Here is a 20,164-nt window from a genome sequence, read left to right on the forward strand (position 1 = left end):
TCAGCGGCTCCTGGGTGTGACGAGCAGCGCCTGGGCCGACCGGGCGACCAGCCCGAGCTCGTCGTACACCTCGGAGGAGGCCAGCCCCACGGCGCCGGGACCGATGGTGGTCTCGGCGCTCAGGCACACCCACTCGCCGACCGGTGGGCGCAGCACGTGCACGGTGAGCTCGGTGTTCAGGAAGTTCCACCGGGTGGGGTCCAGCACCGCCGAGGCGCCCGACGCGGAGTCCACGCACCCGAGCAGCCGCTGGAGGGGGCTCATCTCCTCGCCCGGGACCAGCTGGAGCAGTGGGCGCATCCAGACCACGGCCGCCCCGGGGCGGGTGACGGCTCCGTCGATCCACTGCCACTCCACGGAGTCGAGGTAGCCGCGGGACCAGGTCGAGGGCGGCTCCTCGTGGTGCCCGTCGCGCGGGAGGTGCGGCAACGGTGTCGCCGCGGAGGCGGCGCCGCCTTCCGCCGTGTCCCCAGCTCCCGCGGGGAAGGCCCACCCCTGGGCACGTGCCACGACGCGCCCGGTGAGGTCGCTGAGCTCGGCCTGGCGCAGCGAGACCGACCGGCCGGGCCGCAGCACCGACGTGGTGACCTGCAGCTCCTGAACCGGCACCGGGCCGAGCAGGTCCATCGTGAACCGGCCGATCACCCGGGGCTGCCCCTCGTTCCCGTCGGCTCCCTCGTGCAGGGTCTCCAGGGCCCGGCCGAGCAGGGCCGCCGGTGGACCGCCGTGCTGGGCGTCCGGGCTCCAGGGGCCGGCGGTGGCCTCGGTGGAGAGGAAACGCCCCTCTCCGAGGGGCTCGTACCAGGTGGTGGCAGGCGGGTTCACAGCTCGATCATCCCGTCGAGGTCAAGGCAGACCGGGCCCGATTTCAGGTATCCCACCGAGGCTGTGTAGTCTTCTCGCTGGCCCTACGGTCACGCCCCTTTAGCTCAGACGGCAGAGCGTCTCCATGGTAAGGAGAAGGTCTACGGTTCGATTCCGTAAAGGGGCTCAGGGAAGTGGCGCCCGGTCCACCCACACGACGAGCAGGAATGTGTGGGTGCTCGGGCGTGTTCCTATGGCGGGGTAGCTCAGGTGGTTAGAGCACACGGCTCATAATCGTGGTGTCGCGGGTTCGAGTCCCGCCCCCGCTACGGATTCGTCGAACGCAGCAAGCATCACAAGCCAGGAAGAAGGCACGAAAGTGGCCAGCAAGAGCTCTGACGTCCGCCCCAAGATCACCTTGGCGTGCGTGGACTGCAAGGAACGCAACTACATCACCAAGAAGAACCGCCGCAACGACCCGGACCGCATGGAGCTGAAGAAGTTCTGCCCGCGTTGCCGCACGCACACCGACCACCGCGAGACCCGCTGATCCGAGCGGATTGACCCATCGCACAGACGGCTCCGGCTCGGCCGGGGCCGTTTTGTGTATCCCGGGTCCCGCTCCGGCTAGCGTCATGAGCGTGCGCTCCCAGCCCAGTCCCGAGCCCGGTCCCGAGCCCGGTTCCCAGCCAGTCACTGCGTCCGGGGCGCGGCTGGCCGACCTGACCACCCTGCGGCTCGGCGGCCCCGCCACCGACCTGGTGGAGGCCCGCGAGGAGGCCGAGCTCGTCGAGTCGGTCCGCACGGCCGACGACGCCCGGACGCCGCTCCTGGTCGTCGGGGGCGGCAGCAACCTGGTGGTCGCCGACGAGGGGTATGCCGGGCGCGTGCTCGTGGTCCGCAACGGGGGCCTGCAGGTCGAGTCGGACCTGTGCGGCGGGGCCTACGTCGAGGTCGGCGCGGGAGAGAGCTGGGACGACCTGGTCGCCACGGCCGTCGAGCGCGAGTGGATCGGCATCGAGGCGCTCTCCGGCATCCCGGGGACCGTCGGTGCGACCCCGATCCAGAACGTCGGCGCCTACGGCCAGGAGGTCGCCCAGACGATCGCGCGGGTGCGCACCTGGGACCGGGTCGACCGTCAGGTCCGGACCTTCGCGGCCGCCGACTGCGGCTTCGGCTACCGGACCAGCCGCTTCAAGGAGGAGCCCGGACGTCACGTGGTCCTCTCGGTGACCTTCGCGTTCCGGCTCGGCGACCTCGGCGCGCCCGTGCAGTACGCCGAGCTGGCCCGCGCCCTCGGGGTGGCCGTGGGGGAGCGTGCCCCCGCCGCCGACGTACGTGCCGCGGTGCTCGCCCTGCGCCGCAGCAAGGGCATGGTGCTCGACCCGGCCGACCACGACACGTGGAGCACCGGCTCGTTCTTCACCAACCCGGTGGTACCGGCCGAGCTGGTCCCGCCCGGCGCCCCCGCGTGGCCGCAGCCCGACGGGCAGGTGAAGACCAGCGCCGCCTGGCTGATCGAGCAGGCCGGGTTCGCCAAGGGCTACGGCACCGAGCGGGTGCAGATCTCCCACCGGCACACCCTGGCGCTGACCAACCGCGGCGGCGCCACCACGGCCGAGCTGCTGGAGCTGGCCCGCGAGCTGCGCGCCGGCGTGGAGCAGCGGTTCGCGATCACCCTGGTCAACGAGCCCGTCATGGTGGGCTGCTCGCTCTGAGGGGCCCGCAGCGGGCCCACAGGCCTGCTTCAGTCCTGTGTCAGACCTGGCTCACGGTGCTGCCGCCGGTCCAGAGCCCCGCGGCGATCAGCAGCACGAACCCGATCACGGCGATGATCGCCAGCACCAGGAAGATCGTCCCGACGATGCCCATGATCATCCCGGACCGCGCCAGGCCGTCACCGCCGAGGCGCCCCTGGGAGGCCTCGATCTCGTTGAGCGCCTTGCGGCCGATCGCCCAGGCGAACGGCGCGACCACGAGCGGGAGGCCGCACACGGCGAGACCGCCGACCAGGCCCACCAGCCCGAGCACCAGGGCGAGGGTCGCCTGGGGATGCTCCGGCTGCGCTGCGGCGTACCCGCCGTAGCCGGGCGGCGGGGGAGGGAAGGCCTGCGGCTGCGCCGGCGGGTACCACGGCTGCTGGCCGCCCGCCTGTCCACTGGCGGGAGCGCCCGGTGCCGGAGCGGCGTAGGGCTGCTGCCCGGCGGGGTAGGTGCCGTAGGGGGTGGTTGCGGGGGCCTGGCCGTAGGCGTCGCTCTGGCCGTAGGCGTCGCTCTGGCCAGACTGCGCCTGCTCGGCGGCGAGCCGCTCCCAGTAGCCCACGGGCTGGGTCGGCTCGGTGCCGGTGCCCTCGGCGGACTGCTCCCCACGGGGCTCCTGCGGGTCCTCCCCGGGGTAGGTGCTCATCGAGGCGTCCGGGACGGCTGTGGGCGCAGGCAGGCCACTGTGGGGAGGGTCATGGGGCCATTGTCCCCAACCAGGCGTCGATCTCACCCAACCACGTCGACTTGTCCTCGTCCGTGGCGCGGGAGGCCCGGACCGAGGACCGCGCCAGCTCGGCCAGCTGTACGTCGCTGAGCTCGTGGGCCGCGCGCATCGTGGCGTACTGCCCCGCGAGCCGGGAGCCGAACAGCAGCGGGTCGTCCGCGCCGAGGGCGATGGTGGCCCCGGCAGCCATCAGCTCCGGCAGCGGCACCGAGGACAGGTCGCTGTAGACCCCGAGGGCGACGTTGGAGACCGGGCACACCTCCAGGGGGATCCCCCGGGCGACGATCAGGTCCAGCAGCGCGGGGTCCTCGACCGAGCGGATGCCGTGGCCGAGGCGGTCGGCGTGCAGCTCCTCCACGCACAGCCGGGCCGCGTCGGCGCCCAGCAGCTCCCCGCCGTGGGGAGTGAGCATCAGGCCGGCCCGCTCGGCGATCCGGAAGGCCGGTGCGAAGTCACGGGTGCTGCCGCGGCGCTCGTCGTTGGAGAGCCCGAAGCCGACCACGCCCCGCCCGACGTACTGCGCGGCGAGCCGGGCCAGCGTCCGCGCGTCCAGCGGGTGCCGGGTCCGGTTGGCGGCGATGACCACGGCGATGCCGATCCCGACGTCGCGGCTGCTCTCCCGCACCGCGTCCAGGACGAGGTCGGTGAACGCCGTGACCCCGTCGAACCGGGCGGCGTACCCGCTGGGGTCGACCTGGATCTCCAGCCAACGGGAGCCCTCGCGCTTGTCGTCCTCGGCGGCCTCGCGGACGAGGCGGCGGACGTCGTCCTCGGTGCGCAGCACCGAGCGGGCGACGTCGTAGAGCCGCTGGAAGCGGAACCAGCCCTTCTCGTCGGCCGCCGAGAGCTGCGGGGGCCAGTCCTCGACCAGGCTCTCGGGCAGGGTGTGCCCGTCACGCTCCGCGAGCTCGAGGAGCGTGGAGTGCCGCATCGACCCGGTGAAATGAAGGTGCAGATGCGCCTTGGGGAGCTCTTCGAGGTCGCGGAAGCGCGTCGTGGGCTGCTGCGCTCCCTCGTCGTGGCCGGGTCGGGGTGCGTCTGGTCCGGCCGAGTCCATCCGACTAGCCGCGGGCCTTCTCGGCAGCGGCCAGCAGTACGCAGGTGGCGACGGCCTCCATCGCCCCGCGGACCTCGGGCAGGCCCGGGAAGGTGGGGGCGAGACGGATGTTGCGGTCGCGGGGGTCGTTGCCGTCGGGGAAGGAGGCTCCCGCGGGGGTCAGGGAGATCCCGGCCTCCTTGGCGAGCTCCACGACGCGCGACGCCGTCCCGTCCTGGACGTCGAGGCTCACGAAGTAGCCGCCCGTCGGGCGGGTCCAGCTGGCGATCCCCAGGCCGCCGAGGCGCTCGGTGAGGATCTCGTCGACGGCCGCGAACTTGGGCGCGATGATCTCGCGGTGCCGGACCATGTGCTCGCGCACGCCGTCCGCGGAGCCGAAGAACTCCGCGTGCCGCAGCTGGTTGAGCTTGTCGGGCCCGATCGCGCCCTTGCCGAGGTGACCGACGTACCACTGCACGGTCTCCACCGAGCCGGCCAGGAACGCCACGCCGGCACCGGCGTAGGTGATCTTGGAGGTGGAGGCGAACATCACCGGGCGGTGCGGGTGCCCGGCCTCGGCGGCCAGGCCCAGGATGTCGGCGCTGCGTGCCTCCTCGTCGGTGAGGTGGTGCACGGCATAGGCGTTGTCCCAGAAGATCTTGAAGTCGGGCGCCGCGGTCTCCATCGACGCCAGCCGGGAGGCGACCTCGGGGGAGACGACCGAGCCGGTCGGGTTGGCGTACGTCGGCACCACCCAGATCCCCTTGATGCTCGGGTCGCTCGCCGCCAGCTCTGCCACGGCCTCGGCGTCGGGTCCGTCATCGGTCATCGGCACGGTGACCATGTCGATGCCGAACCAGCTGAGCAGGGTGAAGTGGCGGTCGTACCCGGGCACCGGGCAGATGAACGTGACCTTCTCCTCGGCTCCCCAGGGGCGGGGGCTGTCCACGCCGCCCTTGAGCCACAGGTCGGTGAGCACCTCGCGCATCATCACCAGGCTGGAGTTGCCGCCGGCGACGATCTGCTCGGTCTCGATGCCCAACAGCTCGGCGAAGATGGCCCGGATCGACTTGATGCCCTCGAGGCCGCCGTAGTTGCGCACGTCGACGCCGTCGGGGTCCTTGGTGGTGCGGGGCAGCGCCAGCAGGCCGTCGGAGAGGTCGAGCTGGGCAGCCGAGGGCTTGCCGCGGGTGAGGTCGAGCCTCAGGCCCTGCTCACGCAGCGCCTCGTAGGCTGTTCGTTGCTCCTCGTGGAACTTCTCCACCTCCGCCGGGTCGAGGTCTGCGAGGGGACGGGTCTGCTGGCTCTGCTCGGTCACGCCTCCATGTTCGCAGAGGCCGCCACGGGCAGGGCAGGGTGCCTGCCGGATCCTTCGGTTGGAAGGGCCTCCCGGTTCGACTTTGGGTGGACCGGCCCCGTAGACTCGCGTTTTGGTGAATCCGGCCAATCTTTTCCCATGCCCGGAATACGCCCTAGGGCACTAGCTCAACTGGCAGAGCATCGGTCTCCAAAACCGAAGGTTGGGGGTTCAAGTCCCTCGTGCCCTGCGAGAAGTCACGAACACAGATCCATGCACCAGGCAGCAGGCAAGCCAACCTCGTCACCCAGGTCATCGGGGCAACGAAAGAAGGAAGAACGTGTCGGAGAGCTCACCAACCCGCTCGGGGAACAAGCGTGAGCGCACCAACCCGGTCACGTTCTACCGGCAGGTCGTCGCCGAGCTGCGCAAGGTGGTGTGGCCGACCCAGCAGCAGCTGGTCACCTACCTGATCGTGGTGCTGGTCTTCGTGCTCGTGATGATCGCCTACGTATCGCTCCTCGACCTCGGCTTCGGCAAGGCCGTGTTCGCGATCTTCGGCGGCGAGTAGCCACACGCGTGAGCCCGGGTCCCGGGCCGCGAGGAAGTTTTCCCAGCTGGATTTAGTTACGGAGCAATCGTGTCTGAGCAGTACGACGAGAAGCCGGTCGACGAGTCGACCGAGCCCACCGACGAGGTCCTCACCGACCCCGAGACCGGGGAGACCGTGACGGTCCTCGGCGGGCCCGTCGAGGCCACCGACACGCCGCAGGACGAGGTCGAGGACGCAGCCGGCGACGACGCCGACGCTGCCGAGTCCGACGAGGCGGCAGGCGACGACGACGCCGCCGTCGACCCGCTCGAGGCGTTCCGTCAGTCCCTCCGCGAGAAGGAGGGTGACTGGTTCGTGGTGCACACCTACTCCGGCATGGAGAACCGGGTGAAGGCCAACCTCGAGAACCGGATCACCTCGCTGAACATGGAGGGCTACATCCACGAGGTCGTCGTACCCACCGAGGAGGTCGCGGAGATCAAGAACGGGCAGCGCAAGCTGGTCCGCCGCACCGTGCTCCCCGGCTACGTCCTGGTCCGGATGGACCTGACCGACGAGTCCTGGTCCGCCGTACGCCACACGCCGTCGGTGACCGGGTTCGTGGGGCACAGCCACCAGCCCGTCCCGCTGAGCCTGGAGGAGGTCGAGAACATGCTCGGCCCCGCAGTCCAGGCAGAGGCCGACGCCGAGGCCGCTGCGGCCGCGGCGCAGTCGGGAGCACCTGCTCCCGCCAAGACCGCGACCCGCACCCAGGTCGCGGTCGCCGACTTCGACGTCTCCGACTCGGTGATGGTCGTCGACGGCCCGTTCGCCACCCTGCACGCGACGATCACCGAGATCAACGCGGAGAGCCAGAGGGTCAAGGCGCTCGTCGAGATCTTCGGCCGGGAGACGCCGGTCGAGCTCAGCTTCACCCAGATCCAGAAGGTCTGACCCGCAATACCGCAACGCGAAACACCAGTGGCAGAGGGCACATGGCCCTCGTCCTGACCACGAGAAGAGAAAGAAGAAAGCAATGCCTCCCAAGAAGAAGATCGCAGCGCTGGTCAAGGTGCAGCTGAAGGCCGGCGCGGCCACCCCCGCCCCGCCCGTCGGTACGGCACTCGGCCCGCACGGCGTGAACATCATGGACTTCTGCAAGGCCTACAACGCCCAGACCGAAGCCATGCGCGGCAACGTCGTCCCCGTCGAGATCACCATCTACGAGGACCGGTCCTTCACCTTCATCACGAAGACCCCGCCGGCCGCCGAGCTGATCAAGAAGGCTGCCGGGATCCAGAAGGGCTCCGGCGTCCCGCAGAAGGACAAGGTCGGCAAGCTGAGCAAGGACCAGGTGCGCGAGATCGCCACCACCAAGCTCCCCGACCTCAACGCCAACGACATCGACGCGGCGATGAAGATCGTCGAGGGCACCGCCCGCTCGATGGGCATCACCACCGACTGAGACCCGGCGCCGGGCGCTCGCCCGGATCCGACAGGCACGAGCAGACAAGCAAGAGTGGCAGGGCCGCGCTGGCCCACGTAGACCACAACTGGAAAGCAAAGGAACCAGACATGCAGCGCAGCAAGACCTACCGCGAGGTGGCGAAGTCGTTCGACCAGGACGAGACCCACGCCCCCCTCGCCGCGATCAAGATCGCCAAGGACGGCGCCAAGAAGAAGTTCGACGAGACCGTCGACGTGGCCATGCGCCTCGGGGTCGACCCCCGCAAGGCCGACCAGATGGTCCGCGGCACCGTCAACCTCCCGCACGGCACCGGCAAGACCGCCAAGGTCCTCGTGTTCGCCAACGGTGACAAGGCCGACGCCGCCCGCGAGGCCGGCGCCGACGTGGTCGGTGGCGACGAGCTGATCGAGAAGGTCAACGGCGGTTGGCTCGACTTCGACGCCGTCGTCGCGACCCCGGACATGATGGGCAAGGTCGGCCGCCTCGGTCGCGTCCTCGGCCCCCGTGGCCTGATGCCCAACCCGAAGACCGGCACGGTGACCCCTGACGTCGCCAAGGCCGTCTCGGACATCAAGGGCGGCAAGATCGAGTTCCGCGTCGACCGGCACGCCAACCTGCACTTCATCATCGGCAAGGCGTCCTTCAGCGAGCTCCAGCTCGCGGAGAACTACGCCGCTGCCCTCGAGGAGGTGCTGCGGCTCAAGCCGGCCAGCTCCAAGGGCCGCTACATCCGCAAGGTCGTGGTCTCCACGACCATGGGCCCCGGCATCCAGGTCGACCCGAACCGCACCAAGAACGTCGCTGCCGCCGACGAGTGAGCCACGGCCGGGGGGCCGGCACCAGCGTGATTTGGTCACCGGCACCCCCAGCCCGTAGAGTCACTCCCTGAAGCCGAAGACAGCCGGTTGGTCCCTCCTTCACAGGAAGGATCCGAAGGTTCGCGACAAGCGGACGACCTGCCCAGGTGACACCGAGTGAGACGACGAAGTCGTCATCCGCCCTGTGCACCTGCACAGGGCGTTTTTCATGTCGGTCCCGGCTTCTGGACGCCGTGCAACCCGCGCGTCGTCCGTGCACACATCAGTGCTCAAGCTGGAAGGAGACCCATGGCGCGGCCAGACAAGGCAGCAGCCGTCGCGGAGATCGTCGACTCGTTCAACGACTCCACCGGCGCTGTGCTGACCGAGTACCGCGGTCTCACCGTGAAGCAGCTGCAGGAACTGCGGCGAGTTCTCGGCGAGAACGCCCACTACGCCGTGGTCAAGAACACGCTGACCAAGATCGCTGCCAAGCAGGCGGGTGTCGACGGCGTCGACGACCTCCTCAACGGCCCGACCGCCATCGCCTTCATCAACGGCGACATGGTCGAAGCGGCCAAGGGTCTGCGTGACTTTGCCAAGGCCAACCCCGCCCTTGTCGTCAAGGGTGGATATGTCGACGGTGCCCCGATGGCGGCTGCCGAGATCGCCAAGCTGGCCGATCTCGAGTCCCGCGAGGTTCTCCTGGGCAAGCTTGCGGGCGCGATGCTCGCCTCGCTCAGCCAGGCCGTCTACCTGCTCCAGGCCCCGATCTCGCAGGTTGCCCGGCTCGCCGGCGCCCTGGAGGCCAAGGCCCAGCAGGACCCGAGTGTCCTGGGAGGCGGTGCCGGTACGCCGGCGGCCGCGACCGAGGACGTAGCACCAGAGGCACCCGAGGACGCACCCGCGGCCGAGGAGACCACCACCGAGGCCCCCGAGACCACCGAGGCCTGACCACCTGCTCGTGGCAGATGCCATCAGCACCACTGAAAGGAACGCCACCATGGCGAAGCTCAGCACCGACGAGCTGCTTGACGCCTTCAAGGAGATGACCCTCCTGGAGCTCAGCGAGTTCGTGAAGCAGTTCGAGGACACCTTCGGCGTCACCGCAGCCGCTCCGGTTGCAGCCGCAGCCGCTCCGGCGGCCGGCGGCGGCGCTGCCGAGGAAGTTGCCGAGCAGGACGAGTTCGACGTCGTCCTCGAGGCAGCCGGCGAGAAGAAGATCAACGTCATCAAGGAGGTCCGCGCCCTGACGAGCCTCGGCCTGAAGGAGGCCAAGGACCTCGTCGAGTCGGCCCCCAAGGCCATCCTCGAGAAGGTCAGCAAGGAAGCCGCGGAGAAGGCCAAGGAGTCCCTCGAGGGCGCCGGCGCCACCGTCACCCTCAAGTGACGCTGCTCCCCAGCAACAGCTGAATCACGGTCGCACCTGCTCGGGCAGGTCGGGACCATCTGCAACGGCCGTTTCGGACCTCCGGGTCCGGAGCGGCCGTTGCGCTGTCCCCGGAATCGTGTACGGTCGTTCACTCAATCTCGGGGACGAGTGCGGTCATTCATGAGACTCCCGGCACACCGGGGTGACGCACGACACTAGAACGCGTAACTTGTCCTCGGGCTACTCGTTGGTACGCGTAGGTGGGGAGGCTTGCGCGCTGGCCGACGCCCAGTCATGGATTGCTGTTCGACGAGGCACAGGGAGGCCCTTCGATGGGTGTTGAGATCGAGATCAAGGATCTGACCAAGAGCTTCGGCAAGCAGCTGATCTGGGGCGACGTCACCTTGACCGTTCCCGCGGGCGAGATCTGCGTGATGCTCGGTCCCTCCGGCACCGGCAAGTCCGTGCTGCTCAAGACGATCATCGGGCTGCTCAAGCCCGACCGTGGCAGCGTCGTCATCCAGGGCACCGACATCGCGACGTGTCCCGAGAAGGAGCTCTACGAGATCCGCAAGCTGTTCGGCGTGCTGTTTCAGGACGGCGCGATGTTCGGCTCGATGAACCTCTACGACAACGTCGCCTTCCCGCTGCGCGAGCACACCAAGAAGACCGAGTCGCAGGTCCGCGAGGTCGTGATGGAGAAGCTCGACCTCGTCGGGCTGCTCGGCACCGAGGACAAGCTGCCCGGTGAGATCTCCGGCGGGATGCGCAAGCGCGCCGGCCTCGCCCGTGCGCTGGTGCTGGACCCGGAGATCGTGCTCTTCGACGAGCCCGACTCCGGCCTCGACCCGGTCCGCACCTCGTTCCTGAACCAGCTGATCGTGGACCTCAACGCCCAGATCGACGCGACGTTCCTGATCGTGACCCACGACATCAACACCGCCCGGATGGTGCCGGACAACATCGGCCTGCTCTACCACAAGCACCTGGCGATGTTCGGCCCCCGCGAGATGCTGCTCTCCTCCGAGGAGCCGGTGGTCCGTCAGTTCCTCAACGCCCAGGTCGTGGGCCCGATCGGCATGTCGGAGGAGAAGGACGCCGACGAGCTCGAGGCGGAGAAGGACATGGAGCTGCCGCCGCTGCCGCCGATCCCCCTCCAGATCGAGCCCTCCAACGGACAGCCCCGGCGCAGCCAGCGCGAGCCCGGTGCCTGGTGCCGGGAGAACGGCGTGGAGCCGCCTCCCGGCTCGTTCGAGGAGAACATGTCCATGACCACCGGAGGATGATCTGCTGATGGCCTCCGCTGTGGCCACCCGCGTTCTCTCACCGATCGGAACCGCGGGGAAGCTGTTCGCATTCGCGCTCGACGTGGCGCGCAACCTGTTCAAGCGACCGTTCCAGGCTCGCGAGTTCATCCAGCAGGCCTGGTTCATCGCCTCGGTGACGATCGTGCCCACCGCCCTGGTCGCGATCCCCTTCGGTGCGGTGATCGCGCTGCAGGTGGGCAGCCTGATCAAGCAGTTCGGCGCACAGTCGTTCACTGGTTCCGCCTCCGTGCTGGCGGTCGTCCAGCAGGCGGCGCCGATCGCCACCGCGCTGCTGATCGCCGGTGCCGGCGGGTCCGCGATCGCGGCTGACCTCGGTGCCCGCAAGATCCGCGAAGAGCTCGACGCGATGATGGTGCTCGGCATCGACCCGATCCAGCGGCTCGTCGTACCCCGCGTGCTGGCGTGCATGATGATCGCGGTCTTCCTCAACGGCTTGGTCACCGTCGTCGGCGTCGCGGGTGGCTACGTGTTCAACGTCGTCCTGCAGGACGGCACGCCAGGTGCCTACATCGCCAGCTTCACCGCGCTCGCGCAGCTGCCCGACCTGTGGGTCGGCCTGATCAAGGCGCTCATCTTCGGGATGATCGCGGCCATCGTGGCGGCCTACAAGGGCTCGAACGCGGGCGGTGGCCCCAAGGGCGTCGGCGACGCGGTCAACGAGTCGGTGGTGATCACGTTCCTGCTGCTGTTCATCGTGAACCTGATCATCAGCGCCCTCTACCTCCAGCTGATCCCGCCGAAGACGGGCTGAGGCGATGGCGAACTTCAAGGGCATCTACGAGAAGCCGCTCTCCTCCCTGGACACGATGGGGGAGGAGCTGGCGTTCTACCTGCGCGCCATCCGGGTGACGCCGCGTTCGGTCACCCGCTACCCCAAGGAGATCCTGCGGCTGCTGGCCGAGGTCACCCTCGGTTCGGGTGCGCTGGCGGTCATCGGCGGCACCGTCGGGGTGATCACCGCGATGACGTTCTTCACCGGCGCCCAGGTGGGCCTGTCCGGTTACGCCGCCCTGAACCAGATCGGCACCGCGGCGTTCTCCGGTTTCATCTCGGCGTACTTCAACACCCGGGAGATCGCCCCGCTGGTCGCCGGCATCGCGCTCGCGGCGACCGTGGGCTGCGGGTTCACCGCCCAGCTCGGGGCGATGCGAATCTCCGAGGAGGTCGACGCCCTCGAGGTGATGGCGATCCCCTCGATGCCGTTCCTGGTCACCACCCGGATCGTGGCCGGGCTCGTCGCCATCGTGCCGCTCTACGTCGTGGGCCTGCTCTCCTCCTACTTCGCCACCCGGCTGACCGTGACGCAGTTCTACGGCCAGAGTCCGGGCACCTACGACCACTACTTCAACCAGTTCCTGCCACCGGGTGACGTCTTGTGGTCCTTCGGGAAGGTGCTGGTCTTCGCCGTGGTGGTGATCCTGATCCACTGCTACCACGGCTACACCGCCAGCGGCGGCCCCGCCGGTGTGGGGGTGGCCGTGGGCCGTGCCGTCCGGACCTCGATCGTGGCCGTGAACGTGATCGACCTGTTCCTCTCGATGGCCATCTGGGGCTCGGCGACCACCGTCAGGTTGGCGGGTTGAGATGAGACCTCTGGACCACCACCGCATCCTCGGCGTTGTCTTCGTCGCCCTCCTCGTGCTCTCCGTCTGGGTCGTCAACGGGGTCTTCACCCAGAAGTTCACCTCGTTCGACACCGTGACCCTGAAGTCCAGCACGGTCGGCCTCAACCTGCCCGCCAAGGCGGACGTGAAGGTGCGCGGCGTCATCGTCGGCCAGGTCAACGAGGTCAAGTCCGAGGGCGGCGGCGCCACGATGAAGCTCGGCATCAAGCCCGAGGTGATCGACACGATCCCCGCCAACGTCACGGCGGCGCTGCTGCCCAAGACCCTGTTCGGCGAGAAGTACGTCGACCTCGCCATCCCCTCCTCGCCCTCCTCGAAGTCGCTGAAGGCCGGTGACGAGATCTCCGAGACCAAGCTCCCCATCGAGGTGGAGCGGGTGCTCAACGACCTCTACCCGCTGCTGCGCACGGTGCAGCCGGCCGAGCTCAACTACACCCTGAACGCGCTCGCCACCGCGCTCGAGGGCCGGGGCGAGAAGGTCGGCGAGTCCCTGGTGACCCTCGACGGCTACCTGAAGCGGCTCAACCCGCGGATCCCCGACCTGATCGCGGACATCAAGCTGCTGGCGACCGTGACCGACACCTACGCCGACGTGGTCCCGCAGCTCGCGGCGACGCTGCGCAACACGGTGAAGACCGGCAACACCCTGGTCACCAAGGAGGAGAAGCTGAACGCGTTCCTCACCGACCTGACCTCGTTCTCCAACACCGCCAAGGGCTTCCTGGACAAGAACGGGAACAACGTCATCCGGCTGGGCAAGCTCAGCGAGCCGACGATAGCGCTGCTGAAGCGCTACTCCAGCACCTTCCCGTGCCTGCTCGAGGGGATCGTCAAGCAGGCGCCGCGGCTGGCCGACACCTTCCGCGACTTCATCTTCCACATCAACGTCGTGGTCCTGCCGACGACGCTGACCTTCGGCCCGCGCGGCTACAACGCCAGCGACCGTCCGGTGTACGGCGCCGACAACGACCCCAACTGCGCCGGACTGCCCAGCCCGCCGATCCCGTACTACCCGGCGATGGGAGACCTCCCCAACCTCAACGACGGCAGCGACAACATCGGCAAGGGCGACAACCAGCGGGTCGCCCCCGGGTTCGCCGGCGGACAGTCCACGGACAAGCCCGCGAAGCCCGCCGGTCTCACCGTCGGCACCTCGGGCACTGCCTCGCAGAAGGCCCTGATCAACTCGATCGTGGGTCCCTCGGTGGGCGTTCCCGTCGACGAGATGGCCGACGTCGCCTCGTTGCTGTTCGTGCCCGCACTCGCCGGCACGGAGGTGAGCGTCGAATGAGCATCCTGGACAAGAAGACCGGCGCCGACTTAGTCAAGCTGGTGATCTTCATCCTGGTGACCACGATGGCCACGGGCGTGCTCGTGGTGCTGATCGGCAACCTGAGCTTCACCTCCACCCGGGACTACAAGGCGGTCTTCTCCGACGCCACCGGCGTGGTCAAGGGCGACGACATCCGGATCGCCGGCGTCAAGGTCGGCAGCGTCACCGACATCAAGGTGATCGACCGGGAGCGGGCGCTGGTGTCGTTCAACGTGGCGAAGAGCTCGATCGTGACCAAGAGCTCCACCGCGACCATCCGCTACCGCAACCTGGTCGGCCAGCGTTACATCCAGCTCACCCAGGGAGTCGGTGACCTGCAGCCGATGGCGGCGCAGACCACGATCCCGATGGACCGCACCGAGCCGGCGTTGGACCTCACCGTGCTGTTCAACGGGTTCAAGCCACTGTTCGCGGCCCTGTCACCGGCCGACATCAACAAGCTCTCCAGTGAGCTGATCGCCGTCTTCCAGGGTGAGGGCGGCAACTTCAACGCCCTCCTGCAGAGCACCGCGTCGGTGACCAACACCCTGGCCGACCGCGACAGGGTCATCGGCGACGTGATCGAGAACCTCAACGACGTCCTGGTCACCCTCGCCGGGCGGGACAAGCAGCTCAACGAGCTGATCACCACCTTCCAGACGTTCATGGCCGGGCTGGTGGAGGACAAGGACGCGATCCTCGGCTCCCTGGAGTCGATCTCCACGCTGGCCGACGAGACCTCCGACCTGGCGGTGGGCATCCGGCCCTCGCTGGTCAAGGACGTGAAGGGCCTGCGCCAGGTGGCCACCAACCTGAACAAGGACCGGGCCGAGCTGGACCGGGCGATGCAGGTCCTGCCGATCAAGCTGGAGAAGATCGGCCGCACCGCGATCTACGGCTCGTTCTTCAACTTCTTCCTGTGCAAGTTCCAGGGGAACGTGGTCCCGCCGAAGATTCCCGGCCTGCCCGCGCTGCCGGAGTTCCAGATCAAGTACGACATCGCGCAATCGAGGTGCAACCTCGGATGAGCAAGCCATTCCGCGAACGCAACCCAGTGCCGATCGGCGCGATCAGCATCGCCGTGCTGGCGCTGCTGATGGCGGTCGCCTTCAAGGCCCAGGACCTGCCGATCATCGGCGGCGGCGACACCTACCACGCTGCCTTCGCCGAGTCGGGTGGGCTCAAGCCCGACGACGAGGTACGCATCGCCGGGGTCCGGGTCGGCAAGGTCACCGGCGTCGAGCTCGACGGCAACCAGGTGAAGGCGACCTTCAAGGTCGACACGCCCTCGAAGTTCGGCAAGGAGACGGGAGCGGCCATCAAGGTCAAGACGCTCCTCGGCGCCATGTACGTCGCCCTGGAGCCCGCCGGGTCCGGCCAGCTCAAGGAGGACTCGACCATCCCGGTCGAGCGCACCTCCTCGCCGTACAACGTGGTGGACGCTTTCTCCGGCCTCGCCGAACGCGCCGAGGACATCGATGTCGACCAGCTCAGCGAGTCCATCGACACCCTCGCGGAGCTGACCAAGGACACCCCGGCGGCGTTCCAGGGCACCCTGCGTGGGCTCTCCCGGCTCTCCGAGACCGTCGCCAGCCGCAATGACCAGATCGGCGAGCTGCTCAAGAACCTCAACACCGTCTCGGGCACGTTGGCCAAGCGCGACAAGGACATCGTCGCGCTGATGAAGGACAGCGACGTGCTGCTGCGGGCGCTGGTGGCCAGGCGTGAGGCTGTGCACCAGCTGCTCGTGTCCACCAGCAGGCTCTCCAACGAGCTCACCCTGCTGGTGCGGCAGACCCGTGCCGACCTCAAGCCGGCCCTGACCAACCTCCAAGGCGTGGTCAACGTGCTGCTGAAGAACCAGTCGAACCTCGACGAGAGCCTGCGGCTGATGGCCCCGTTCTACCGGGTCTTCGCCAACACCCTCGGCAACGGTCCCTGGTTCGACGTCTGGCTCGCCAACCTGACCAACCCGATCGGGGTCCCCTCAGTGGGGGTGGGGGGACGATGAAGATCTTCAGCAAGGTGAACCCGATCCTCGGCGTACTGCTCGCGGTGGCGCTGGTGGCGGCCCTGCTCGTCGCGTTCTGGCCCGGCGCGGAGACCAGGACGGTCACCGCCGACTTCCCGCGCACGGTCTCCCTCTACGAGGGCTCCGACGTGAAGATCCTGGGCGTCGCGGTCGGCAAGGTCGACAAGGTGACCCCGATAGGCACCAAGGTGCGGGTCGAGATGACCTACGACGCCAAGCACAAGCTGCCCGAGGACGTGCAGGCGGCGGTGATCTCGCCCTCGATCGTCGGCGACCGCTTCGTCCAGATGACGCCCGCCTACGACTCCGGACCAGTGCTTGCCGACAAGGCAAAGCTCGGCCTGGACCGAACCGGCACGCCGCTGGAGCTCGACGAGATCTTCGGCAGCCTCAACGACCTCGACATCGCCCTGGGCCCCGACGGCGCCAACAAGCCCGGCGAGGGCGGGGTCGGGCCGCTGACCCGGCTCCTGGACTCCACCGCGCGCAACTTCGGGGGACAGGGTGCGCAGTTCAACACCACGCTGAAGGACCTCGGCGCGTTCACCAAGACGCTCGCGGACAACAAGGACGCGCTGTTCGGGACCATCGCCCAGGTCGAGGACTTCACCAAGACCCTGGCCGACAACGACACCACGGTGCGCAAGTTCAACGACTCCCTGGCCAGTGGTGCCGACCTGCTGGCCGACGAGCGCGAGGAGCTCGCCACCGCGCTGCGCAACCTCAGCGTGGCGATGCGCGAGGTCCGTGGCTTCGTCCGGGAGAACCGCGACTCCCTGACCAGCAACATCTCCGGCCTCAACCAGCTCTCGAAGACCTTGGTCAAGCGGCGCTCCGCACTCGACGAGATCCTGCGGATCGCTCCGGGTGCGCTGAACAACCTGTACCTGTCCGGCAACGTCCGCAACGGCACCCTGGACACCCGCCTCAACATCGGCGAGACGTTCAGCCAGCTGAGCGCCGATCCCGCCTCCGTGCTGTGCGGGATCGTCAAGCTGGACGGCAACGACGGGCTCGGTGACCGTGCTTGCGACCTGATCAAGACCGTCCTGCAGCCGGGCGCCCTCAACCGTGCGGCACCCTTCGCCGGCAATGGCGTCGAGATGGAGCCGCGCGTCCTGGAGCCGATCGACCGGTCGCTCGGTGGCCTGATGGAGGTGTCGCGATGAGCACGCCCCGACCGCACCGCTCGTGGGGGCGGCGCGCCCTCACCGGCCTGGTGGGCACCGTCTCCGCTGCGCTGGTGCTCTCCGGCTGCTCGGTCTACGACGTGCCGCTGCCCGGTGGAGCAGATACCGGCGACGACCCGATGAAGGTCACGGTGATGTTCCGCGACGTCCTGGACCTGGTTCCCCAGTCCACGGTCAAGGTGGACGACGTCACCGTCGGCAAGGTCAAGTCGGTCAAGCTCAAGGGGTACGTCGCCGAGGTCGCCATCGAGATGCGCAAGGACGTCGACCTGCCCAACAACGCGCGCGCCGAGATCCGCCAGACCAGCCTGCTCGGCGAGAAGTTCGTGTCGCTCAGCCCGCCGCAGGAGCCCGGCAGCGGGAAGCTGGGCGACAAGGACGTCATCGGCCTCGACCGCACCGGGCGCAACCCCGAGGTGGAGGAAGTCCTCGGCGCGTTGTCGCTGCTGCTCAACGGCGGTGGCGTCGCCCAGCTCAAGACGATCGTCTCCGAGCTGAACAACACCTTCGAGGGACGCGAGTCCGAGGTGCGCTCGGTGCTCGACCAGATCCGTTCCTTCATGGGTCAGCTCGACCGCAACAAGGGCGCGATCGTCCAGGCCCTGGAGAACACCAACCGGCTCGCGGTGCAGCTCAAGCGCCAGGACGCCACCATCAAGAGCGCCCTGGACAACGTGCCCGACACGTTGCGCTCGGTGAACCGGCAGCGCGAGGACCTCGTCAAGCTGCTCGAGGCGCTGAACCGCCTCAGCGGTGTCGGGGTCCGGGTGATCCAGGCCTCCAAGGAGTCCACGATCAACAGCCTGCGCGACCTCGCGCCCGTGCTCGACGGCTTCGCCAAGGCGGGGGAGTACCTCCCCAAGGCGTTCCAGGTCTTCTTGACCTATCCCTTCGTGGACGAGGCGGTGGGCCGTGACCCGGAGGTGGCGCGCAACCTGCACATGGGCGACTACACCAACCTCTCGATCAACCTCGACCTCAGCCTGGAGACGCTCGGCGACGTGCTCGCGCCGGTGTGCAACATCCTCGACGAGGTGGTCGACCAGACCGAGGCCGCCGTGCGGCAGGTGGCGAGGACCCTTGTCGACGCGCTCCCACCCAACCCCCTGATCACCGACGACGAGCGGGAAGAACTGCGGGCCGCCATCGTGGACCGGCTGCTGGCCAATGCGCTGTCGCAGGCCAAGAAGCAGTGCCGCGCCCCGGACCCCACCAAGCTCCTCGGCAGCGTGGGCACCCTGGTCCAGGACCTGCTGAACACGCTTGAGATCCTCACGCCCCCGCAGATCCAGCAGCTCCTCCAGGGCCTCCTAGGCCCGCTCGGAGATGCGCTTGCCAACTTGACCAAGGGCGGCGCCACCAGTGGGACCGGTGGCACGATCAGGGGCGGCACCGCCGGTGGCCTGCTCGGTGGGAACAAGGCCAACGGCAACCAGTCCAACGGCGGGCTCCTCGGTGGGCTCACCGGTGGCCTGGGACTGCGACCCCGGGTCGCGCCGGGCGACACCTCCGGTCCGCTCGACCCGTTCGGCCTGGCTGCCCACGGCCGGCACCCCGGGATCGGCACGATGCTCCTGCAGGGGGTGGCTGAGGTCCGATGATCACCTCACGCACGAAGAAGCAGCTGATCGCGTTCGTCATCCTCACGCTGGTGGGAGTGACCTTCGTCGGCGCCCGCTACGCGCGCCTGGACAGGCTGTTCTACGACTCGGCGTACACCGTGAAGGTGCACCTCAACGAGTCCGGCGGGATCTTCACCGGGGCCGAGGTCACCTACCGCGGCGTCGGCGTCGGGCAGGTCTCGGCGATGAAGCTGACCGAGGAGGGGGTCGACGTGCTCCTCTCGATCGAGAAGAGCAGCGAGAAGATCCCCAGGGACACCCTGGCCCTGGTCGGGAACAAGTCCGCGGTCGGTGAGCAGTACGTCGAGCTGCAGCCGCAGACCGACGAGGGTCCCTACCTCGAGGACGACTCCGAGATCGCCGCGGAGAAGACCGAGACCCCGGTCTCCACCACCGAGCTGCTCACCAACCTCAGCAAGCTGGTGCGCTCGGTGCCTCAGGCCGACCTGCGCACCGTCATCTCCGAGACCGGCACCGCGTTCAAGGACGCCGGCCCCAGCCTGGGCCAGATCATCGACACCTCGACGTCGTTCATCGACACTGCCAACGCGAACTTCGACGTGACCACTGCGCTGATCCGTGATGCGCGCGTGGTGCTGCAGACCCAGGTGGACAAGGGGTCGGCGATCAGGAGCTTCTCCCGCGACCTGTCCCTGTTCACCGGGACCCTCGCCGACAACGACGCCTCGCTGCGCTCGGTGATCGACAACGGCTCGGCCACGGCCAACGAGCTGCGCACGTTCCTGGAGCAGAACCAGGTGAACCTCGGCGAGCTGCTCAACAACCTGGTCACCACCGGCGAGGTGGTGGTCAAGCACCTCAAGGGCATCAAGCAGCTGCTGATCATCTACCCCTACGTGGTCGCCGGCGGTTACACCGTCTCCAAGAAGAATCGTGAAGGCCGCTACGACGCCCAGTTCGGACTGGTGCTCAACCCTGTCCCGGAGGTCTGCCGCGAGGGCTACGAGTCCACGGACCGCCGCGAGCCCCAGGACACGGCCGACCGTCCGATGAACGTGAAGGCAGGCTGCACCAACCCGGGCAAGGCGTACCGAGGGGCCGAGAAGACCCCGGTCGGGCGCACCGGCACCGGCTACCGGGCACCGGTGGCCACGTACGATGCGGCCACCGGCAAGACAGCCTGGGCCGACCAGGACGACAGCGCCAGGATCGCCTACGACGGCGGTGCCGCCCAGCTCTACGGCAAGGACTCCTGGAAGTCCCTGCTGCTGCAGCCGGCGATGGCAGACCAGGAGTAGTTC

The 20,164-nt window shown here is 68.5% G+C and carries 21 protein-coding genes and 3 tRNA genes; 20 read left to right on the forward strand and 4 right to left on the reverse strand.

The window, feature by feature from the left end; all coding sequences use genetic code 11:
• A complete protein-coding gene (locus tag AC4BGC_RS01150; protein WP_490553999.1) occupies positions 1–825 on the reverse strand; it encodes a thioesterase family protein in 825 nt (274 codons plus the stop codon).
• Between the two features lie 93 nt (positions 826–918).
• Here AC4BGC_RS01150 and AC4BGC_RS01155 point away from each other — a divergent pair.
• The 4 genes from AC4BGC_RS01155 (at position 919) to AC4BGC_RS01170 (ending at position 2,522) form a co-directional block, all read left to right on the forward strand.
• Positions 919–991 (forward strand) — tRNA-Thr (locus AC4BGC_RS01155).
• A gap of 68 nt (positions 992–1,059) precedes the next feature.
• Positions 1,060–1,133, forward strand: a tRNA-Met gene (locus AC4BGC_RS01160).
• Between the two features lie 50 nt (positions 1,134–1,183).
• On the forward strand, positions 1,184–1,354 hold the full coding sequence (gene rpmG, locus AC4BGC_RS01165; protein ID WP_183407901.1) for a 50S ribosomal protein L33: 171 nt from the start codon (positions 1,184–1,186) through the stop codon (positions 1,352–1,354).
• A gap of 91 nt (positions 1,355–1,445) precedes the next feature.
• Positions 1,446–2,522, forward strand: coding sequence for a UDP-N-acetylmuramate dehydrogenase (locus tag AC4BGC_RS01170; protein ID WP_490554000.1), 1,077 nt, complete (start codon positions 1,446–1,448; stop codon positions 2,520–2,522).
• A 40-nt stretch (positions 2,523–2,562) separates the two neighbouring features.
• Here the strand turns inward: AC4BGC_RS01170 and AC4BGC_RS01175 are convergent, their stop codons facing one another.
• From AC4BGC_RS01175 to AC4BGC_RS01185, 3 genes are read right to left on the reverse strand one after another with little or no spacing between them, the layout of a single operon-like run.
• Positions 2,563–3,210 (reverse strand): hypothetical protein, encoded by a 648-nt coding sequence (locus AC4BGC_RS01175; protein WP_490554001.1) that lies wholly within the window; start codon positions 3,208–3,210, stop codon positions 2,563–2,565.
• A 49-nt stretch (positions 3,211–3,259) separates the two neighbouring features.
• On the reverse strand, positions 3,260–4,348 hold the full coding sequence (locus tag AC4BGC_RS01180) for an adenosine deaminase (RefSeq protein WP_490554002.1): 1,089 nt from the start codon (positions 4,346–4,348) through the stop codon (positions 3,260–3,262).
• Between the two features lie 4 nt (positions 4,349–4,352).
• Positions 4,353–5,645, reverse strand: coding sequence for an aspartate aminotransferase type Ic (locus tag AC4BGC_RS01185; protein WP_490554003.1), 1,293 nt, complete (start codon positions 5,643–5,645; stop codon positions 4,353–4,355).
• A gap of 156 nt (positions 5,646–5,801) precedes the next feature.
• Between AC4BGC_RS01185 and AC4BGC_RS01190 the strand changes: the two genes are divergently transcribed.
• The 16 genes from AC4BGC_RS01190 (at position 5,802) to AC4BGC_RS01265 (ending at position 20,161) form a co-directional block, all read left to right on the forward strand.
• Positions 5,802–5,874: transfer RNA gene (locus tag AC4BGC_RS01190), tRNA-Trp, on the forward strand.
• A gap of 90 nt (positions 5,875–5,964) precedes the next feature.
• Positions 5,965–6,195, forward strand: a complete 231-nt coding sequence (gene secE / locus AC4BGC_RS01195) for a preprotein translocase subunit SecE (protein WP_490546572.1) — start codon at positions 5,965–5,967, stop codon at positions 6,193–6,195.
• 69 nt (positions 6,196–6,264) lie between these two features.
• Positions 6,265–7,110 (forward strand): transcription termination/antitermination protein NusG, encoded by an 846-nt coding sequence (gene nusG / locus AC4BGC_RS01200; RefSeq protein ID WP_490554004.1) that lies wholly within the window; start codon positions 6,265–6,267, stop codon positions 7,108–7,110.
• An 82-nt stretch (positions 7,111–7,192) separates the two neighbouring features.
• Positions 7,193–7,621: a 50S ribosomal protein L11 gene (rplK, locus tag AC4BGC_RS01205; RefSeq protein ID WP_490546570.1), complete on the forward strand. Its 429-nt coding sequence runs from the start codon at positions 7,193–7,195 to the stop codon at positions 7,619–7,621.
• Between the two features lie 110 nt (positions 7,622–7,731).
• Positions 7,732–8,442: a 50S ribosomal protein L1 gene (gene rplA, locus AC4BGC_RS01210; RefSeq protein ID WP_490546569.1), complete on the forward strand. Its 711-nt coding sequence runs from the start codon at positions 7,732–7,734 to the stop codon at positions 8,440–8,442.
• Between the two features lie 288 nt (positions 8,443–8,730).
• Positions 8,731–9,375, forward strand: coding sequence for a 50S ribosomal protein L10 (rplJ, locus tag AC4BGC_RS01215; protein ID WP_490554005.1), 645 nt, complete (start codon positions 8,731–8,733; stop codon positions 9,373–9,375).
• A 49-nt stretch (positions 9,376–9,424) separates the two neighbouring features.
• Entirely contained in the window at positions 9,425–9,811 is a 387-nt protein-coding gene (gene rplL, locus AC4BGC_RS01220; RefSeq protein WP_490554006.1) for a 50S ribosomal protein L7/L12, read from the forward strand.
• Between the two features lie 314 nt (positions 9,812–10,125).
• Positions 10,126–11,079 carry an ABC transporter ATP-binding protein gene (locus tag AC4BGC_RS01225; RefSeq protein WP_490546566.1) on the forward strand — a complete coding sequence of 318 codons (954 nt, stop codon included), beginning with the start codon at positions 10,126–10,128 and terminating at the stop codon, positions 11,077–11,079.
• A gap of 7 nt (positions 11,080–11,086) precedes the next feature.
• Complete coding sequence (locus AC4BGC_RS01230) at positions 11,087–11,872, forward strand: MlaE family ABC transporter permease (RefSeq protein WP_490546565.1); 786 nt, start codon at positions 11,087–11,089, stop codon at positions 11,870–11,872.
• A gap of 4 nt (positions 11,873–11,876) precedes the next feature.
• A complete protein-coding gene (locus tag AC4BGC_RS01235) occupies positions 11,877–12,704 on the forward strand; it encodes an MlaE family ABC transporter permease (RefSeq protein WP_490546564.1) in 828 nt (275 codons plus the stop codon).
• Between the two features lies 1 nt (position 12,705).
• Positions 12,706–14,037 carry an MCE family protein gene (locus AC4BGC_RS01240; RefSeq protein ID WP_490554007.1) on the forward strand — a complete coding sequence of 444 codons (1,332 nt, stop codon included), beginning with the start codon at positions 12,706–12,708 and terminating at the stop codon, positions 14,035–14,037.
• On the forward strand, positions 14,034–15,086 hold the full coding sequence (locus AC4BGC_RS01245; RefSeq protein WP_490546562.1) for an MCE family protein: 1,053 nt from the start codon (positions 14,034–14,036) through the stop codon (positions 15,084–15,086). Before AC4BGC_RS01240 ends, AC4BGC_RS01245 begins: the two co-directional genes overlap by 4 nt.
• Entirely contained in the window at positions 15,083–16,069 is a 987-nt protein-coding gene (locus AC4BGC_RS01250; RefSeq protein WP_490554008.1) for an MCE family protein, read from the forward strand. Before AC4BGC_RS01245 ends, AC4BGC_RS01250 begins: the two co-directional genes overlap by 4 nt.
• Positions 16,066–17,259, forward strand: a complete 1,194-nt coding sequence (locus tag AC4BGC_RS01255) for an MCE family protein (protein ID WP_490554009.1) — start codon at positions 16,066–16,068, stop codon at positions 17,257–17,259. Before AC4BGC_RS01250 ends, AC4BGC_RS01255 begins: the two co-directional genes overlap by 4 nt.
• Positions 17,256–18,881 carry an MCE family protein gene (locus tag AC4BGC_RS01260; RefSeq protein WP_490554010.1) on the forward strand — a complete coding sequence of 542 codons (1,626 nt, stop codon included), beginning with the start codon at positions 17,256–17,258 and terminating at the stop codon, positions 18,879–18,881. Before AC4BGC_RS01255 ends, AC4BGC_RS01260 begins: the two co-directional genes overlap by 4 nt.
• Positions 18,878–20,161 (forward strand): MCE family protein, encoded by a 1,284-nt coding sequence (locus tag AC4BGC_RS01265; protein WP_490554011.1) that lies wholly within the window; start codon positions 18,878–18,880, stop codon positions 20,159–20,161. Before AC4BGC_RS01260 ends, AC4BGC_RS01265 begins: the two co-directional genes overlap by 4 nt.
• The last annotated feature ends 3 nt before the right edge of the window (positions 20,162–20,164 follow it).

The organism is Nocardioides sp. Z38_18 (assembly GCF_058215695.1).

Coding starts and splice junctions, on each gene's coding strand:
- rplK (WP_490546570.1), top strand. CDS start 7,193: ATGCCTCCCAAGAAGAAGATCGCAGCGCTGGTCAAGGTGCAGCTGAAG.
- AC4BGC_RS01250 (WP_490554008.1), top strand. CDS start 15,083: ATGAGCAAGCCATTCCGCGAACGCAACCCAGTGCCGATCGGCGCGATC.
- rplJ (WP_490554005.1), top strand. CDS start 8,731: ATGGCGCGGCCAGACAAGGCAGCAGCCGTCGCGGAGATCGTCGACTCG.
- rplA (WP_490546569.1), top strand. CDS start 7,732: ATGCAGCGCAGCAAGACCTACCGCGAGGTGGCGAAGTCGTTCGACCAG.
- AC4BGC_RS01235 (WP_490546564.1), top strand. CDS start 11,877: ATGGCGAACTTCAAGGGCATCTACGAGAAGCCGCTCTCCTCCCTGGAC.
- AC4BGC_RS01175 (WP_490554001.1), bottom strand. CDS start 3,210: ATGAGCACCTACCCCGGGGAGGACCCGCAGGAGCCCCGTGGGGAGCAG.
- AC4BGC_RS01230 (WP_490546565.1), top strand. CDS start 11,087: ATGGCCTCCGCTGTGGCCACCCGCGTTCTCTCACCGATCGGAACCGCG.
- AC4BGC_RS01240 (WP_490554007.1), top strand. CDS start 12,706: ATGAGACCTCTGGACCACCACCGCATCCTCGGCGTTGTCTTCGTCGCC.
- rplL (WP_490554006.1), top strand. CDS start 9,425: ATGGCGAAGCTCAGCACCGACGAGCTGCTTGACGCCTTCAAGGAGATG.
- AC4BGC_RS01245 (WP_490546562.1), top strand. CDS start 14,034: ATGAGCATCCTGGACAAGAAGACCGGCGCCGACTTAGTCAAGCTGGTG.
- AC4BGC_RS01180 (WP_490554002.1), bottom strand. CDS start 4,348: ATGGACTCGGCCGGACCAGACGCACCCCGACCCGGCCACGACGAGGGA.
- AC4BGC_RS01225 (WP_490546566.1), top strand. CDS start 10,126: ATGGGTGTTGAGATCGAGATCAAGGATCTGACCAAGAGCTTCGGCAAG.
- AC4BGC_RS01260 (WP_490554010.1), top strand. CDS start 17,256: ATGAGCACGCCCCGACCGCACCGCTCGTGGGGGCGGCGCGCCCTCACC.
- AC4BGC_RS01265 (WP_490554011.1), top strand. CDS start 18,878: ATGATCACCTCACGCACGAAGAAGCAGCTGATCGCGTTCGTCATCCTC.
- AC4BGC_RS01255 (WP_490554009.1), top strand. CDS start 16,066: ATGAAGATCTTCAGCAAGGTGAACCCGATCCTCGGCGTACTGCTCGCG.